Source organism: Dialister succinatiphilus (genome assembly GCF_928721695.1).
Taxonomy (GTDB): domain Bacteria; phylum Bacillota; class Negativicutes; order Veillonellales; family Dialisteraceae; genus Dialister; species Dialister succinatiphilus.
Genome location: NZ_OV788641.1, coordinates 30,499 through 46,128, shown reverse-complemented (window position 1 = coordinate 46,128; position 15,630 = coordinate 30,499). Strand labels below are relative to the sequence as shown.

General features: G+C 49.9%; 13 protein-coding genes, 1 pseudogene and 1 other annotated feature. Of the genes and pseudogenes, 10 read left to right on the top strand and 4 right to left on the bottom strand.

What is annotated here, in order from left to right; all coding sequences use genetic code 11:
• Window positions 1-27 precede the first annotated feature (27 nt).
• A complete protein-coding gene (locus tag NW747_RS00215; protein WP_008860195.1) occupies window positions 28-651 on the top strand; it encodes a response regulator transcription factor in 624 nt (207 codons plus the stop codon).
• A gap of 89 nt (window positions 652-740) precedes the next feature.
• Window positions 741-899, top strand: a pseudogene (locus NW747_RS00210) (GMP synthase (glutamine-hydrolyzing)); the annotation flags it as partial.
• 294 nt (window positions 900-1,193) lie between these two features.
• Here NW747_RS00210 and NW747_RS00205 read toward each other — a convergent pair.
• On the bottom strand, window positions 1,194-1,535 hold the full coding sequence (locus tag NW747_RS00205) for a winged helix-turn-helix transcriptional regulator (protein WP_273187419.1): 342 nt from the start codon (window positions 1,533-1,535) through the stop codon (window positions 1,194-1,196).
• 252 nt (window positions 1,536-1,787) lie between these two features.
• Between NW747_RS00205 and NW747_RS00200 the strand changes: the two genes are divergently transcribed.
• The 7 genes from NW747_RS00200 to NW747_RS00170 all read left to right on the top strand — a co-directional run bounded on the left by NW747_RS00200 (window position 1,788) and on the right by NW747_RS00170 (window position 9,573).
• Window positions 1,788-3,173, top strand: a complete 1,386-nt coding sequence (locus NW747_RS00200) for a replication-associated recombination protein A (protein ID WP_273187418.1) — start codon at window positions 1,788-1,790, stop codon at window positions 3,171-3,173.
• A 215-nt stretch (window positions 3,174-3,388) separates the two neighbouring features.
• Complete coding sequence (locus NW747_RS00195) at window positions 3,389-5,503, top strand: excinuclease ABC subunit UvrA (protein WP_273187417.1); 2,115 nt, start codon at window positions 3,389-3,391, stop codon at window positions 5,501-5,503.
• A 22-nt stretch (window positions 5,504-5,525) separates the two neighbouring features.
• Window positions 5,526-5,900: a hypothetical protein gene (locus tag NW747_RS00190; protein ID WP_273187415.1), complete on the top strand. Its 375-nt coding sequence runs from the start codon at window positions 5,526-5,528 to the stop codon at window positions 5,898-5,900.
• Between the two features lie 237 nt (window positions 5,901-6,137).
• Window positions 6,138-6,452 carry a nucleoside triphosphate pyrophosphohydrolase family protein gene (locus tag NW747_RS00185; RefSeq protein ID WP_273187414.1) on the top strand — a complete coding sequence of 105 codons (315 nt, stop codon included), beginning with the start codon at window positions 6,138-6,140 and terminating at the stop codon, window positions 6,450-6,452.
• A gap of 213 nt (window positions 6,453-6,665) precedes the next feature.
• Complete coding sequence (locus NW747_RS00180; protein WP_273187412.1) at window positions 6,666-7,886, top strand: FprA family A-type flavoprotein; 1,221 nt, start codon at window positions 6,666-6,668, stop codon at window positions 7,884-7,886.
• 2 nt (window positions 7,887-7,888) lie between these two features.
• Window positions 7,889-8,986: an efflux RND transporter periplasmic adaptor subunit gene (locus NW747_RS00175; RefSeq protein ID WP_273187410.1), complete on the top strand. Its 1,098-nt coding sequence runs from the start codon at window positions 7,889-7,891 to the stop codon at window positions 8,984-8,986.
• Complete coding sequence (locus NW747_RS00170; RefSeq protein ID WP_273187409.1) at window positions 8,983-9,573, top strand: DNA-3-methyladenine glycosylase; 591 nt, start codon at window positions 8,983-8,985, stop codon at window positions 9,571-9,573. The genes NW747_RS00175 and NW747_RS00170 overlap by 4 nt, the downstream gene beginning before the upstream one ends.
• Before the next feature lie 114 nt (window positions 9,574-9,687).
• On the opposite strand, the gene NW747_RS00165 is transcribed toward NW747_RS00170, so the two are convergent.
• From NW747_RS00165 to NW747_RS00155, 3 genes are all read right to left on the bottom strand, one after another.
• Entirely contained in the window at window positions 9,688-10,524 is an 837-nt protein-coding gene (locus NW747_RS00165; RefSeq protein ID WP_273187407.1) for a 5'-nucleotidase, lipoprotein e(P4) family, read from the bottom strand.
• Between the two features lie 1,151 nt (window positions 10,525-11,675).
• Window positions 11,676-13,061, bottom strand: coding sequence for an IS4 family transposase (locus NW747_RS00160; RefSeq protein WP_273187406.1), 1,386 nt, complete (start codon window positions 13,059-13,061; stop codon window positions 11,676-11,678).
• A gap of 144 nt (window positions 13,062-13,205) precedes the next feature.
• Entirely contained in the window at window positions 13,206-13,496 is a 291-nt protein-coding gene (locus NW747_RS00155) for a M20/M25/M40 family metallo-hydrolase (RefSeq protein ID WP_262359555.1), read from the bottom strand.
• Window positions 13,497-14,274: 778 nt separating this feature from the next.
• Window positions 14,275-14,500 (top strand) — a binding site (T-box leader).
• A 117-nt stretch (window positions 14,501-14,617) separates the two neighbouring features.
• On the opposite strand from NW747_RS00155, the gene NW747_RS00145 reads away from it, so the two are divergent.
• A complete protein-coding gene (locus NW747_RS00145) occupies window positions 14,618-15,628 on the top strand; it encodes a uroporphyrinogen decarboxylase family protein (RefSeq protein WP_273187403.1) in 1,011 nt (336 codons plus the stop codon).
• Window positions 15,629-15,630 lie beyond the last annotated feature (2 nt).

The following is a 15,630-nucleotide window of genomic DNA, read 5'->3' as shown; positions in this document are numbered from 1 at the left end:
ATGCTTTTCTGGAAATGGAGGATGTCTATGATTCGGCTTATGATTGTGGATGACCAGAAAATCCTGCTGGAGGGACTGGTCAAAATCTTTGAAGGGCAGAGCCATATTGAGGTAGTGAGTGCCCTGCCCTTTTCAGAGCTGGTGGAGCCGGTCTGTGACCAGCTTCATCCCGATGCGATTCTCCTGGATATCTGCATGGAGGGAAAGAACAGCGGCATTATTCTGGCAAAGCGCCTGAAGGAGCGGAAGAACCCTCCTAAAATCATCATTATGACCGGATTTCAGGATATCAGCTTTCTGGAAATGGCCCGAAGCGCCGGAGCGGACAGCTTTATCTACAAAGAAAGCACGGCCCGGGAATTTATGGACTGTCTGGAGAAGACTATGGCAGGGGAGCATATTTTTCCCGATGTCCGGGGCCAGGTGACCTTCGGCATCCAGGGGGTGACACTGACAGATCGGGAACTGGATATTCTGCGCCTGGTCTGCCGCAACCTGTCCTACAAGGAAATAGCAGATGAACTGCACATCAGCATACGAACTGTCAGCTTCCATGTGAGCAATATGCTTCGTAAGACAGGACATAAAAGTTTAATCGGCCTGGCTGTGGAAGCGGCGGACAAGGGCTATGCGCCGGGGATCCGGAAATAAGGCGGTCTGCCGGAAAGCACGAATCCATTCCGGGCAGTCTGCTTTTATAAGAAATTTATGCATTACTTTGTCAGGAAACTCCTTATATTGGGGATACGTCCTCCGACGGCATGACGGCTGATTATTTCCGCTTCCCCTGGGAAGTGCTGGACGAAATGAGCCGCCGTATCTGCAGCGAAGTGGCCGGAGTGAACAGAGTGGTCTACGACATCACCTCCAAGCCGCCGAGCATCATTGAATGGGAATAAATGCTCAAATCCCCGCAAATCTTGATTTTTCAAGATTTGCGGGGATTTTTACTATTTTCATAGGGACGATTGTGTACAATTATGTATCCTGATTCTTCGGGTGATGGCCTGTTTCTTCCATGAACTGGTCATGTTTCTTCTGTACATGCAGCAGGAAATGATTCGGCTTCCCGGCAGATACTGATTCATCCAGAAATTAAAGGATTTCTCGGGAGCGTTTGGAGTTTTTTTGTTCCTTCAGATTTTTGATTTCAGTGAGAAGCTTCTGAAGTTAAAGATCCTCCGGAGAGTTTATCAGCTCTTTGGAAGATCTTTTTCGTGCTTAAATCCCCAGCACATGATGGCATAGAACACCGGAAGCAGGTCCCTGCCCATAGGAGAGAATGAGTATTCCACGTGAGGCGGAATTTCGTTAAACTGCCTGCGGGTGATCAGACCATGGGCTTCCAGTTCGCGCAGTGTCTTTGTCAGCATGGTGTTCGTGATACCGGTCAGATCTTTTTTCAGAACGCCGAACCGTACGGTGTCATAGATGCAGAATTCATAGAGAACCTGGGTTTTCCATTTCCCCTGCAGCATTTTAAGGAGAGGGGTGACGGGGCAGTTTCCGCTATCCGTTAAGATTCCTGTTTTCACTTTCTGCAAATACTCTTCATAACTCATATAATTCTGTTCAGAATTCTTTTGTGATGCATTGTCTGATGGCATACATTCCTCCGGTATACTTTCTGATACTAAGCAAGTAAAAACTGAGTACTTGCATATTATTATGGAACAAGTATAATAAATGTACCTGGTAAAGTCAACGTCTGAAGACTGGTATCACAGTGCCTGTAATGGTGAGCCGCATTGTGATACAGAAGATAAGTGAAGGTGGTGTCAACGTAGATGAATCTTTTCGATTATGCAGCGGAAGGCCTGAAAGAAAAGGAGGCTCCCCTTGCTGCCAGGATGCGTCCTAAGACTTTGGAAGAGGTGGTTGGTCAGGAGGATATTATAGGAAAGAATAAGCTCCTTTACCGCGCAATCAAAGCGGACCGGATCAGTTCGGTTATCTTTTATGGACCGCCGGGCGTGGGGAAAACGACTCTGGCTCGTGTCATCGCTGGTACTACATCCGCTGATTTCCATCAGGTGAATGCAACGATTGCAGGAAAGAAAGATCTGGAGGAGGTTGTGGCAAGAGCCAAGGAGAATCTGGGCTGTTACGGAAGAAAAACAATTCTCTTTATTGATGAAATTCATCGGTTTAATAAGGCACAGCAGGACTATCTGCTGCCATATGTAGAAGACGGCACGGTGATTTTGATTGGCGCCACAACAGAGAATCCCTATTTTGAAGTGAATGGTGCGCTTCTTTCAAGATCGAGAATTTTTGAACTGAAACCGCTGTCGAAGGAGAATATTCTGACTCTGATTCACAGGGCTTTCGTTTCAGAAAGGGGAGTCAAACCATACCATGCTGATATCACGGAGGAGGCCGCAGATTTTCTGGCGGATATCGCTGATGGCGATGCCCGGGCTGCGCTGAATGCTATAGAACTTGCTGTGCTCACAACAGATCCGGGAAGTGATGGAAAGATACATGTCACACTGGAGGTGGCAGAGGAATGTATACAGAAGAAGGCAATCCGCTACGATAAGACCGGGGATAATCATTACGATACCATTGCTGCTTTTATTGAGTCCATGTGTGGCTCCGATCCGGATGCGGCCCTTTATTATCTGGCTCGTATGCTGGAAGCAGGCGAGGATGTGAAGTATATTGCACGCAGAATGCTGGTAGCTGCATCTGAAGAAGTCGGTAATGCCGACCCCATGGCAATCTGTGTGGCAGCATCGGCGGCAATCGGCGTAGAGCGCGTTGGCATGCCGGAGGGTAGAATCATTTTGGCACAGGCCGCTTCCTATATCGCTTCAGCTCCCAAATCCAATTCTGCTTATCTTGGCATTGAGAAGGCTCTGGCCATTGTCCGGAAGACAGGAAATCTACCGATTCCTTCCTACCTGCAGGACTCTAGTTATAAAGGTGCCAAAAAGCTGGGACGGGGGATTGGTTACAAGTATGCCCATAATTATCCGAACCACTGGGTGAAGCAGCAGTATCTTCCGGATGAGATTCGTGAAGAGAAGATATATGAGCCTAATGATATCGGTCACGAGACAGACATTAAAGCTTATTTCAGAAAAATTGGAAAAGACCCGGAAAGGTATGCTTTTGTTGACCCATCGCTGTCAGGAAAGCCCTGGAAACCATGGGAGGATAAAAAATAATATCTGGAAATGGGCGAAAACGCATCCCAATGAAAGGCTTTTGATTGAAGATACAAGGAAATGACGCCGTGCGGAAATCATGAGCCTGCCATGGGATCATGGTAGAGCTTGAAAAGGCTTATTGGATAGGGCGCAGGACCTGATGGCATCCATTGGCAGAGTATAATCAAGATACTTTGACGAATGGCTGTCATCCCGGGTAGATGAAGGAGAATATGATGAAGAAAGAAAATCACAGCATACAAAGGCTGCCGAGGAATATCGAGGTACGGGGGGCCAAAGTCCACAACCTGAAAAATATTGATGTGGATATCCCGCTCCATGAAATCGTAGCGATTGCCGGTGTTTCGGGATCGGGGAAATCCTCACTGGCTCTTGGCGCGCTCTATGCGGAAGGATCTCGCCGGTATCTGGAATCCCTGTCTACCTATACCCGCCGGAGGATGACACAGGCAGAGCGGGCAGATGTGGATGATATCAGATATGTGCCGGCGGCTCTTGCGCTGCGCCAGCGTCCGGGAGTTCCGGGCATCCGCAGTACCTTCGGGACACTTTCTGAACTTTTGAACAGTCTCAGGCTTATGTTTTCCCGGCTGGCAAGTCACCGCTGCCCCAATGGCCATTACTGCCCTCCCTCTCTTTCTGTGGCAGCCATGCAGGAAATCACCTGTCCCGTATGCGGGGTAAAATTTTATGGTCCGGGAGCGGAAGAACTTGCATTCAACAGCAGCGGCGCCTGCCCGACCTGCGGTGGGACAGGGGTGGTCCGAAATGTGAATGAGTCAGCCCTGGTGCCTGATGATTCCAAGACCATCGATGAGGGAGCTGTAGTTGTCTGGGGAACGCTGATGTGGTCGCTGATGAAGGATATCGTGCGCACCATGGGTGTCAGGACAAACGTGCCCTTTCGTGACCTGACACCGGAAGAAAAAGAAATCGTCTACCACGGGGAGCTGAAGAAGCATCATATCCACTATGTGAATCCAAATACGCTGGAACCGGCGGAGATGGATTTCAATTATTACAGCGCCGTGAATTCCGTGAAGAATGCTCTTGCTAAAGTGAAGGATGAAAAGGGAATGAAGCGGCTTGAAAAATATCTGGAAGAGGATGTGTGCCCGGACTGCGATGGAACAAGGCTGTCGGAAGCTGCCCGTGCACCGCATCTTCGTGGAATCGGGCTGGATCAGGCATCGGCCATGACCCTTTCGGAGCTGATCCCCTGGGTACAGGGAGTTCCTTCCTCGCTTCCGGAAGAGATGCGTCCCATGGCGGAAAATATATGCGAATCGTTTATGGATGTTTCCAAGCGGCTCATGGACCTGGGACTGGGGTATCTTTCGCTGGACCGGGCGGCTTCTACGCTTTCTACCGGCGAGAGGCAGCGCGTACAGCTGGCAAGGGCAGTAAGAAACCGTACGACCGGTGTGCTCTACGTTCTTGATGAGCCATCCATTGGACTTCACCCTTATAATCTTCAGGGTCTCACCGGAGTGATGGATGATTTGCAATCCGATGGAAACTCTGTCATTCTTGTGGATCATGATACGCAGGTGTTGAAGCATGCTGACTGGATGATAGAGATGGGGAAGGGTGCCGGCGCAGAAGGCGGAACGATTATTTCCCAGGGAACAGTGGAAGATATTTCGAAGAATCCGAAATCTGTCATAGGCCCCTACCTGTCCGATCACTATGAATCAAGAATCCGACCCGTCACAAAGAGAGAGGCCCTGTTTGACAAGGGGGCGATTCATCTGGAGACTGGGGCCATCCATACGGTGCATCCTCTGGACGTGCGGATACCGATGGGGCGTCTGACTGTGGTGACAGGGGTCTCCGGATCCGGAAAAACGACCATGGTCCTGGAAAGTCTGATTCCCGCCCTGAGGGCTGAAATCAGCGGACAGAAGCTGCCTTCCCATGTGAAGAAGGTAGAGGCAGACGGCATTACCCAGGTCAAGCTCATCGATGCCACGCCCATTGGTATCAATGTACGGTCTACAGTAGCCACTTATGCCAATGTACATGACGGACTCAGAAAGGTATATGCCCGAACAGCAGACGCCAAGGAACATCACTATAAGGCAGGAGATTTTTCATACAACACAGGGAAACTTCGCTGCCCTACCTGTGACGGTACAGGCGAGATTTCACTGGATGTCCAGTTTCTGCCGGATGTTCAGATTCCCTGCCCCGACTGCCGGGGATCCCGGTACAGAAAAGAAGCCTATGACATTCATCGCAGGGCCAAAGATGGAAAGGAATACAGCCTGCCGGAACTTATGAATATGAGTGTGGATCAGGTGCTCAACGCCCTGGGGGGGACTTAAACTCCTGCAGCAGCGCCTGCAGGTGCTGCATGACCTTGGACTTGGATACCTCACACTGGGGGAGGAAACGCCGGGACTCTCCGGCGGCGAGGCACAGCGGCTGAAACTGGCCAGCGAAATGGGAAAAGGCCAGAGTGATTCCGTATTCGTCTTCGATGAACCTACCATCGGGCTGCATCCGCAGGATGTGAGGACGCTTCTCCATGTTTTCCAGACCCTCATTGATCATGGGGCAACACTGGTTGTTATCGAACATGATCTTGATGTTATAAGAAATGCGGATTACATTGTGGATATGGGACCGGGAGGAGGAAAGGAAGGCGGCCGGATCATTGCCCGGGGTACGCCTGAAGAAATTCGGCAGAATACAGACAGTTTGACCGGCAGGTTCATATAATGCCATCATAGGGGATGCAGTTGTTCTCCTGTATGCTCCGGGAAAATGTTTTTCTCTGACCTTTGCCTTAGAAACCCGGGATAGATGCGTAAAATTCATCAAAGGTTTCCATTCAGTGCCGAGGATTGCATTTGTGCCATAAAAGTAGATAATAAAAGGATAAGAAAACCTCCCTCTTCAGTCGGAGGCTTTTCTTCGTTATGCAGAGTGAAAAACAGCAGAAAAGAGGATAAGGAAATGACATTACAGGAAACAGCAGAAAAATCCATGGACATACGAAAGATATATCATGAGCTGGAAAAGGAAATCCACGGGAAAGAATGGACCTCGGAAGAAGATGCACTGGCTTTTCTTACGGATGCCGCTCTCATCGGCCGTCATGTTATGGCCAAAGAAGGCCGCTGGCCCAGCAGCGAAGAATCCATGCTTCCCTCCAAAATAGGAGAATGCGTATGGTGGCTGGCTGTACTGGCGGAGGAAAATGGTCTTTCCTTCGCTGACTGTGTGGAAACATTTCTGAAAGCAAAAGAAGAATTTCTAAAGCAGGAATAGATGGGAAAGAGAACTGATACGCATGGATTCTACTCTGATGCGGAGAAGCTTTGCAAAGTCTTAGGAAAATTGTCACAGACCGTAAAACAGGACAAAACTCATGGCCCTGACAAATAGAAGAACCCTTCCGGATACAGTGCATATACCGCTCATTCGTGGTATACTTAAAAAGCGAAAAAATCTGTATTTGTAGGCTTTCATAAGGGGCTCACCATGCATAACGAACAAAAGGTAACAGACCATATCTATTGGATTGGCGGCAATGATTTCGTTTCTACCCGGTTTGAGAATCTCATTCCCATTTCCCGGGGGATTTCTTATAACAGCTATTTTATTGATGATGAAAAAACGGCGGTACTGGATACGGTAGATTCAGTGATTCGTGATGTTTTTATGGACAATGTATCCCATCTTCTCCATGGCAGGCAGCTGGACTATATTGTCATCAACCATATGGAGCCGGACCACAGCGGTTCCTTTTTGGCCCTGGCCAGGGCCTATCCCGAAGCGAAAATCATTGCCACACCTCAGGCCCAGAAGATGATTGGCCAGTATTTTCACGTGTCCCTGAAGGACCGCTTCCTTTCCTCTGACGAAAAGCTGGAAATTTCCTTGGGTACCCACCGGCTCCGATTCCTGAAGGCGCCCATGGTGCATTGGCCGGAGGTGACCTTTACCTATGAAGAAACGGAAAAGGTGCTCTTCTCTGCTGATGCCTTCGGCACTTTCGGCGTGCTGAACGGCTCTGTTTTTGCCGACGATGTGGATTATGAAGAGGAATATCTCCCGAGCTTCAGGAAATATTATGCCAATATCGTGGCTCGTTACGGTATGCAGGTACAGATGGCTCTGAAAAAGGTAGAGAAACTTGATATAAAGTATCTCTGCTCTCTCCACGGCCCCGTTTTCCGCAGGAAGGAAGATATAGCAGGACTCACCACCCTTTACAGGAAATGGGCATCCTGGGAGCCGGAAGAACAGTCTGTTTCCATCTTCTTTGCCTCCCCCTATGGAAATACAGCCATGGCTGCCCAGATCCTGGCAGGAAAGCTGGCTGCCAAGGGCGTCAAAAACCTGAAGCTGGTGGACCTCTGCAGTTCCTCTATCACCGAAGCTTTTCCGGAGGTTCTCCGCCGGAGCCATATGGTGCTGGCAGCGGTGACCATGAACATGGGCCTGAACCCTGTGATGAACGCATTCCTGGACCTCTGCCATGAAATGGACGTGCAGAATCGCACCATAGCCATCGTGGGCAACAGCAGCTGGGCGCCGAACGTAAGCGGTAAACTGATGATGGAAAAAGTACAAACCTGGAAGAAATGCACTGTGCTGGGAGAACCGGTCCATATTTCCTCCGCTCCTGCCGACGATGATACCCTGGATAAACTGGCAGGGCTCATAGCTGACGATATGATGAAAGAAAAGAAGGCATGATAATGAATAAATGGATGGCCTGTGCGGCAGCCTTTTGTGTCTCTGCGGCCCTGCTCCTGGCAGGCTGCGGGAGCCGCCCCACAGTACATGTAATGAAAGCAGAACCAAGCAGGGAACCCTTTACCCTGGAGACCAAGGCGGCACCGGAAGCCCTTCATACAGCTCCCGTGATCCCCCAGGTCTCAGGAAATCTGATTTCCAATCCTCCCGATGTAGGCACCATTGTCAATGCAGGGGATGAGCTCTTTAAAATCGACTCCTCCCAGTATGAGTCCCAGGCGGCGTCGCTTCGAAGCCAGATTGCTGCCGCCTCTCAGGCCGCAGCGCCGTCTCCCTCCTACAGCTACAGCGCTCCTGCCGTGGATGACAGCCTGGAAGCATCCCTGCTGAAACAAGGAATTATTACCAGGGCTGAATATGAACGAATTAAAGGCAGAAAAGGCGGCGCCGCCCAGGCAGCACCGGCTGCAGCACCGGCACCGGCAGAGGCACCAGCCCAGCTGGTGGCCTCCCTCCAGACACTGGAGAAAACCATTGCGAACTGCACCGTCCGTGCCCCCATCAGCGGTGTCATTTCCCAGGTATACATCGGCGACACCCATCTGGCTATGGCAGGAAAACCGGCTCTCGTTATCCGCCAGGATTCTCCGGTCACTGCTTCCGTGCAGATTCCATCCAAACTGGATAACGTGATGGATAAAGCCAAAGATGATAAAACGCTGACCGTCACCATGAGCGACGGCTCAGAAGTGTGGTACGGCGAATTGAAAAAGCAGCCTAACGAAAACGGGGATAAGCTGACCACCTACAAAGTGCAGGTAGATAATCCTGACGATGAAATCACCATCGGCAATGAATACAGCATCCGCATCGAAAGCGGACAGAACGTTTCCTGCTACATGATTCCCAAGTCTGCTATTATCGGCGACAGCACCGTGGCTGTTGTCAATGATGACAACCTGGTGGACATGAAATCCGTTTCCATTGCCAGCGACACCGGCGGCTACGTCCTCGTCATGGACGGCCTGGCAGAAGGAGACCGGGTCATTACAGATCCGCCCAAGAACCTGGATATGGGCATGCAGGTGGACGTGAAATGAAATGGGAAAGAGAAGATTTCCTTGGTGACGCCGTCACTACAGCCCAAAAACTGATAGGCGCCGTTATTGTCCGACGCTCTTCAGAAGGCGTCACCGCCGGTCGTATTGTAGAGTGTGAAGCCTATGGGGAAACCTATAAGGGACACAAAGACGACGGGGCCCATGTATTCAAAGGCCTCACACCCCGGACAAGAATCATCTTCGGCGAAGGTGGCCATGCCTACGTATACCTCATCTACGGCATGTATACCTGCCTCAACTTCGTCTGCGGCCATGAAGGTGAGTCCGGCTCCGTCCTTATCCGCGCCCTGGAACCCCTGGAAGGCCTGGACCTCATGAAAAAAAGAAGAAACCAGACTAAGGAAAAGCTCCTTACCTCTGGCCCCGGCCGCCTCACCCAGGCCATGGGCATAGACATGACCTTTTACGGTATGGATCTCACCGGAGACACCCTTTACGTGGAAAGCAGAGAAAACGGCCCCTGGCCCGTTGAAGCGACAAAAAGGAAAAACATAGACTACGCCACTTATGGCAAAGACTTTCCCTGGAGATTCCTGCTGAAAGGAAATCCTTATATATCCAAATAGAAAAAGAGGAAAAAATGTAAATCATTTCTTCACAGCCTCTTTTTATGGTGAGAGATATGAAACTGTCAGCAGGTAAAGGAGGGGTGGCATCCGAAAACGCACCTTAGACTTCTTTTATTTCGTCAGATACTTCCGGTTGACTTCATTTCTCTTTTCCACCGGCAGTTTCATATAATGGGAATCCATGGCGCTGACCCAGGAGCCGTAGGCCGGATTGGGAAGGACGATGAAGCGGGTGCCGAAGTCCTTGGCGCTGTCATCTATGATATGCTGCCGCTCTGCTAATGATTTTCCTTTGGTTTCCAGAGGGAAATCGCCTGCATTATCGCCCAGGTAAAGAAGAACCTGGTGAGATTTCTCTATCTTTGCAAAACGGGGCATTTTATCACTGTTTTTCGTAAAGAGAAGGACATGATTCCTGTCGGCAGAAGGAAATCCCAGAGTTTTCAGATTGTCTATGGTCACATCCAGATTATCCGGCTTGTACCGGTTGGACACATAGAAAATCTCCACTCCCCTGGCAGATACCTGCTTTAAGAAATCCAGAGCGCCGGGCATGGCGGCAGATTTTCCTTCATGTACCCGGTCATGCCACCACCACCCGTCCCAGTACCCCTTTCCCCGAGATGCATAGGTGCCCATGGCGCGGGTATTATCCAGCACCGTCTCATCACAGTCGAGAATGATGGCAAAGGGCTTGTGACGGGACGGGGTCTCCTTCATGGCCTTGTCCAGAGAAGAAAGAGCCGTATTATAGGCTTGATAGCAGAGAGCCCGGTACTCTGCGGAAGTGCGCATCCACAAAAGCCCCATGGTCTCCTGCTCCGCCAGTTGACGGGAAGAAGCAGCACGGGAAAGACTGGTTTCGTAATCGGCGAAAACCTCTCCAGTACACAGGCAGGATGCAGAAAGCGAAAGAGCCGCAGCAAACATAAGAATTTGACGTTTCATGGGAACCTCCTGAAAAAATATATTACTTATCATACCATAAAAAACCTTTGCTGAAATAAAAAAGGCAGCACAAAAACACGGATACCTATCCGTGCCAGTCAGTATTGCAGGCCTCTTGGAATCAGGCGGCAGCGCTAAACCGCAGGAAAAACCTGTGTCAACCCTGCTCTTGTCGTCCGGGAATGCGGGCTCATGCTGCAAGGGATGGTATCCGTGCTTTCGATTGGTTGTGAAGCTTTTTACGAATCTGCAGAATCCGTTCCTATTTCCCCGGGCCCCGGGAAATAGTGGAGAAAAATCAGGAGCCTGTATACAGGGATTCTTGATTTCCCTGCTGCCAAAGCTGCATTCCGGCCGGAATATTCGCGACATACATGACAGATTGGGACATAGAATCCTCCATGGAGTTTCCTGATTTCCTTCTCCATACATTTATATTGCATAAGCCCCTCATTTTTACAACCTCCCTCAAAAGATTTGTTATAAAAAGCAGATACAGCTTCTATGTAGAGAATTTGCTCTGTCCCAGATGGCAAGTGGAGCGGAAGGAAAGAACGCAGCGCAGATTCCTTTCACAGAAAGGAGCTCCGCGTCAGCGGTGAGATCAGGGCTGAGAAAAAAATTCAAAATTTTTTCTCCGGGGGGGGGTCAAAAAATCAAACCTTCTGCGATGTTAGTATCAGAGGGATGAAAAGACCTCATGAGATGATGAATCCCATCTTCAAATGCCTTTTTCCACATCCGCGGTAGAGAAGAGGGCAGGGAAGAAGGGAAACGTCAGGAAATTTCCCTTTCCACCCTCCCTTCTCCTAAAGCCGGCCGGCAATAGACAGAAGCAAATGCAGGATAAAAAACGGAAGACAGAAAAGCAATAAGGAAGAGCGCTCGCAGGACTTTCCTCTCTTTAGCGACAAGTATCGAGCAGCACCCATGTATTGTGGGAGAGCCAAGGCGCGGACGCCGTATCTACTGGTTGAACTTACCTGGAGACTCCCCTGATAGGATTTTCTGTTTTTTGCGTGGGAGTTTTGATGCAATATAAAACGGACGGGTGGTTAATCCGTCCGTTTATATTATTATCTCAAACTTCGCACACGGAAAACATCCCGTATGCCTTGATAAATCAGCTTGAACTGAATGTCGAAAGCCATTCACGCACACTTCTGTGCACGCAGACGACTCATCCAAAGAGCGGGCAGATCGTTCAGGAATCGTTCCAAGAGCGATTCGACCAGCAAGACTTCTGACGGATATTCTGCCCGAAGCTGCTCCGCAAACTCCTGCAACACGAGGCGAAGCGCTTCCATGTACTTCAAGTCCGGAAGCTCATCAAGCCCCAGATAGAAGAGCTCGCCGAGGCTTCGCCCATCCGTGTTCTCACGTTCCTCGACAGCCAGGAGCATATATCGTGTGCAGACGACGGCGACATGCGCCGTCATCGCATCGTAGGAGACGGAACGACAATCCTTGCCGAGCCGCAGGTAGGACTTGCACGCTTTGAAGAACACCTCGATGCCCCAGCGCTTCCCGTAGAGCTGGATGACTTCTTCCTCCGAAAGCGAGAGGTCTGCCGTGACGAGGACGAGATAATCCTTCCGCTTGTTGCGGTTCCGCACGAAGACCAATCGCACAGGCACGAGGGATTCTCCCTGTTTCGTCGCGACAGCATCGACGGACAGGAGGTAACGCGAGCGTCCGCGGCGTTTCTTGTGTTCCTTGTAGATGGCCTTGACGTTCGAGATCTTCCCTTCGCAGAGGTAGCGCACCTTCTTGCTCTTCTTTGCCATAGCGGTGACGTCATAGCCGAGGTCATGGATGGCTTTCAGCGACGACGGCGAGCAGAACCATGTGTCGAAGAGGACGTACTGCGCGGGGATTCCTGTCGCCTTGACCTCCTGCAACAAATTGAGGACGACGGCTGGCGCTTCCATCTGCGCGAGCTTGCGCTGCTTTCCGCCGTTGCTTCTTGCATCGACGGATGCGCTGGCCTCATTGAGCCGGTTCTTTTCCTTCGAGGTTGAAAGAAGGCAGAACGTGAGTGGCAGGAACGTGTTCCCGTCCGTCCAGCCGAGGACGAGCAAGCGGAAGCCCTTCGTATAGCGGCGGCTCACATGGTCGTAGACGTTCGCCAAGAGTTCCACGCGCTTGGAACGCGAGCGGCTGAAGAGCGAATCGTCGACGACGATGGCACAACGCCGGCCGGCATCCGTCAGCGGCTTGATGGTTTCGTTGATGATCCGCGCCGCAAGAAGCAGCGTGAACTTGCGCCAGTTCGTGTGGCAGGAGTTCAAGAAGCGGTAAGCCGTGTCCTTGCCGAACGGCAGCGAATCCTCGTGAAGTCGGCGCTGCATATAGAGCGAGCGGTTCTCGAAGATGATGCTTACGAGCACGAGGAAAACGAGAATGGAGGAAAATCCTTTGAGCTTGCAAGCGTTGGCCGCGCGCAGAATCTGGCCGACATGATAACGACGGAAGAACGCCGAAGTTTTCTTCGAGATGGATTCCATCTGCTGGGTGGTTTGTGATATACTTTTCATAGCATGAGCCTCCGGTGCTTGGTATGTTTTTGAGCCAACATAATTATACCAAACTGGCAAGACTCATGCTATTTTTCTGTTTACAAAGCCTGGACTTTCAAGGGGTGCAGGGGATTTTTACCTGCGAAGTTTGAGTTATTATTTTTATCCCAGAATTTTCTTTACAAGACCAACATGAAGTTTTACGCCGTTTGGCAGAGCAGAATGGTCGAAATGCATATTAGGATCATGAAGACCAGGCTGTGCATCTTCACCCAAAGCGATGAATCCTGTTTTCAGTTCAGGCTTTTCTTTGGGATACCAGAAGAAGTCTTCGCCGCCAGCAGTTGTAATAGGCGGAATCAAGGCCTGCGATCCCAGTTCTTCTTTAATTACTTCAGCGATGATGTCTGTGACTTCTGGGGTAATGATGGAAGCTGGTGTACGGTGAAGAATATTCTCAACGGCTTCTGCACCAAAAGAATATAGAATAACGAGATTTATACCAGCCAGATAATCATTATTGTCTGGCTTTTTACATACTTGGAAGAGGGAATAATACTAAACAAATGTGGTGATTTTTTTATTTGTATACTTCTTTGCCATTATTAGTCTCTTATTTTTACATTTTCTCCCCCTTGACATTTCCCGTATCTGGTGCTAAAGTATTCACAACAAAACGATGAAGAAAAGAGTAAGCATTCTGATGACGGCCAAGCGAGTCCGGAGAGTGAAAGCGGACACGGATAAAGTGCTGAAGTGCATTTCTGAGTTAGGCAGGCTGAACTATAGTAGGTCTTCCCGGGAACTCCCGATACAGAGTCAGGGTTTGATAGAACCTTTTAAGGTATGTCCGGCGACGGGCATATGAAATTGGGTGGAAACACGAAGCTTAGGCTCTCGTCCCTTAGGGGACGGGAGCTTTTTGATTTCAAGAAAGAAAGGATGAAAAGGAATGGGCAGACTGATTGCTAAGAAACTGAACGAACTGGAATGGGGTCTGGCAGGCTGCCTGCTGTTCCTGGGCATCTCTTCTCCTGCGTTTCACCAGTTTTACAAGAAGTAAGGTTACAGACTGACAGGGATCAGACAGGTTTCGCCAGGTTCTGGCAGAACGGGTACAGGAACTCGATTCGCAGAAACCTTAAGACCTTGAGCAGAAGAATAGGAACAGGACCTGAAGGGCCTGTATCCACCATGTCCCGGGCCGAACCGGCCCGGGGACATATTTTCATAACAGGCGATGATGAAAAGAGTACCTTTCTGAAAACGGAAAAGCGAGTCCGGACAGTGGAAGCGGATACGGATAAGAAGGGGAAGTGCATTTCTGAGCTGCAGGATTGAAAAAAGTAGGTCCTGCCGGGCGGCCCGATACAGCCGAAGGCACTGACCGGTGCCGCTGAGACTGGCCTGTGAAAGGCCGGTGAAATTGGGTGGAATCACGAGACCTCGTCCCTTTGGATGAGGTCTTTTTTATATACAGGAGGTCTAAGCCATGAATGGAAACCGCCGATGTCAGAGGGAAATCCCTTAACCAAAGAAAATAAGAAACTTTAATTTATAACAGGAGACATCATATGACAGCAAGCAGAAGAGATTTAATCGCAAAGGTTTTCAATAATGAAAAAGCAGACCGCGTGCCAGTGGGATTTTGGCACCATTTCTTAGGAGATGAGGTAGGTGCTGATGCCTTTGCCCATCCGGAACTGACGGACAAGGTGCTGGCAGGACAGGCTGATTTTTACAAAGCCTTCCAGCCGGACCTCATCAAAATCATGACTGACGGATATTTTGGTTATCCAATCGATGAGCTGAAGAAACCGGTTTCCTCTCCTTTGGATTTGAAGGATATCAAACCTCTGGGCCGGGATTCGGACTGGTTCCGCTTCCAGATCGGCTATGCCAGAAAGCTGGTTTCCCTTTATGGAAAGGAAGTACCTCTTTTCTACAATCTCTTCGCAGTGCCCAGGACCATTGAATTTATGCAGGCTTCTCTGGGCCATCCTGTGGATATTGCATCCTGGATTCAGGATTACCCGGAAGAAACGGCCCATGTATTCGACGTAATTTCCAAAGATTACGCGGAACTGGCAAAGGCCCTCATTGAAGAAGGCGGCGTGGACGGCATTTATCTTTCCGTCAACAATATCAGTTATGACCGGCTTACCGAAGACATTTACGAAAAGCAGGTGGCACCTTATGAGGTAAGGATTCTGGAGGCAGCCAATGAAGCCGGCGGCAGCAATATCCTTCACATCTGCGGCTATCATGGGTTCCACAACCATCTGGAATGGTACAGTGATTATCCTTTCAAGGCAGTGAACTGGGCTGCTAAGGTGGAAGGCGTGTCTTTGAAGGAAGGTAAGACCCTGTTCCATGGCAAAGCGGTGATTGGCGGCTTTGGCCAGACGGAAAAGGATGTCATTTACATAGGAAATAAAGAAGAAATCGAAGAGGAAACCAGGAATATTCTAGACGAAGCCGGCACTACCGGTGTAGTTCTTGGAGCTGACTGCACCATTCCGCGGGATACCGATGTAAACCATCTGGCATGGGTTCGTGAAGCAGCAGATAGGTATGGGAAATAAAG